The 622-nt window shown below is 41.0% G+C and carries 1 pseudogene; it reads right to left on the reverse strand.

What is annotated here, in order from left to right:
- A pseudogene (locus tag SMIDD26_RS09235) lies at positions 1-622 on the reverse strand (helix-turn-helix domain-containing protein); the annotation flags it as partial.

Consider the following 622-nt stretch of genomic DNA (forward strand, 5'->3'; position numbering starts at 1 on the left):
TAGATTGAAGGTGAGTAGGACTTTCCCTCCCATCCTTCCCAGAACTGTATCCATTTCCAGCCAAGAGTCTAGTTGATTAAGGGCTAAATAGTTTTGGAAATCCTCATAGAAGCGGCCTTTTTTAGCTTCTTTAGGGATGGAAGGTAGCTTACTTTTCCGTCTTTCTTTGAATTTAACGGCTCTGGCTAGGTCAATAGGAGCGATAGACAAGTAACCTTTTCGGATGTGTCGATAGACAGTCGAGGAGCTAACATCAAGGTTATGAGTTTTCAGAATATGATAGATGTGTTGTCCTTTTTTAATCCCATCAGAAATGATTTTATCTATGTCCCAGAAGGTCTTGGAATTGAGGGGAGTTCCTTCACGAGATTCAACAAGAGTTTGTTCGTACTGATTTTGAGCTTGCTTAGCAAGGTAGAAGATTTTCTGATAGCCACAGTTTTGTCTTCTTTTAGGGCATCCATTACAGACAAAGGGAGCTTTGTCGAGTAGAGGGCAAGGAAGGTTATCACAAGTAGATTCTCTAACTTGTCTGTTTCGTTTGACTTCTTTAGAAACAGTAGTCGGGTCTTTTAGAATAATGTGTCCAATAGCTTTGAAGGTTTCACCGCGCTCTAAGCCC

It is taken from the genome of Streptococcus mitis (assembly GCF_001579035.1).
Taxonomy (GTDB): Bacteria; Bacillota; Bacilli; order Lactobacillales; family Streptococcaceae; genus Streptococcus; species Streptococcus mitis_J.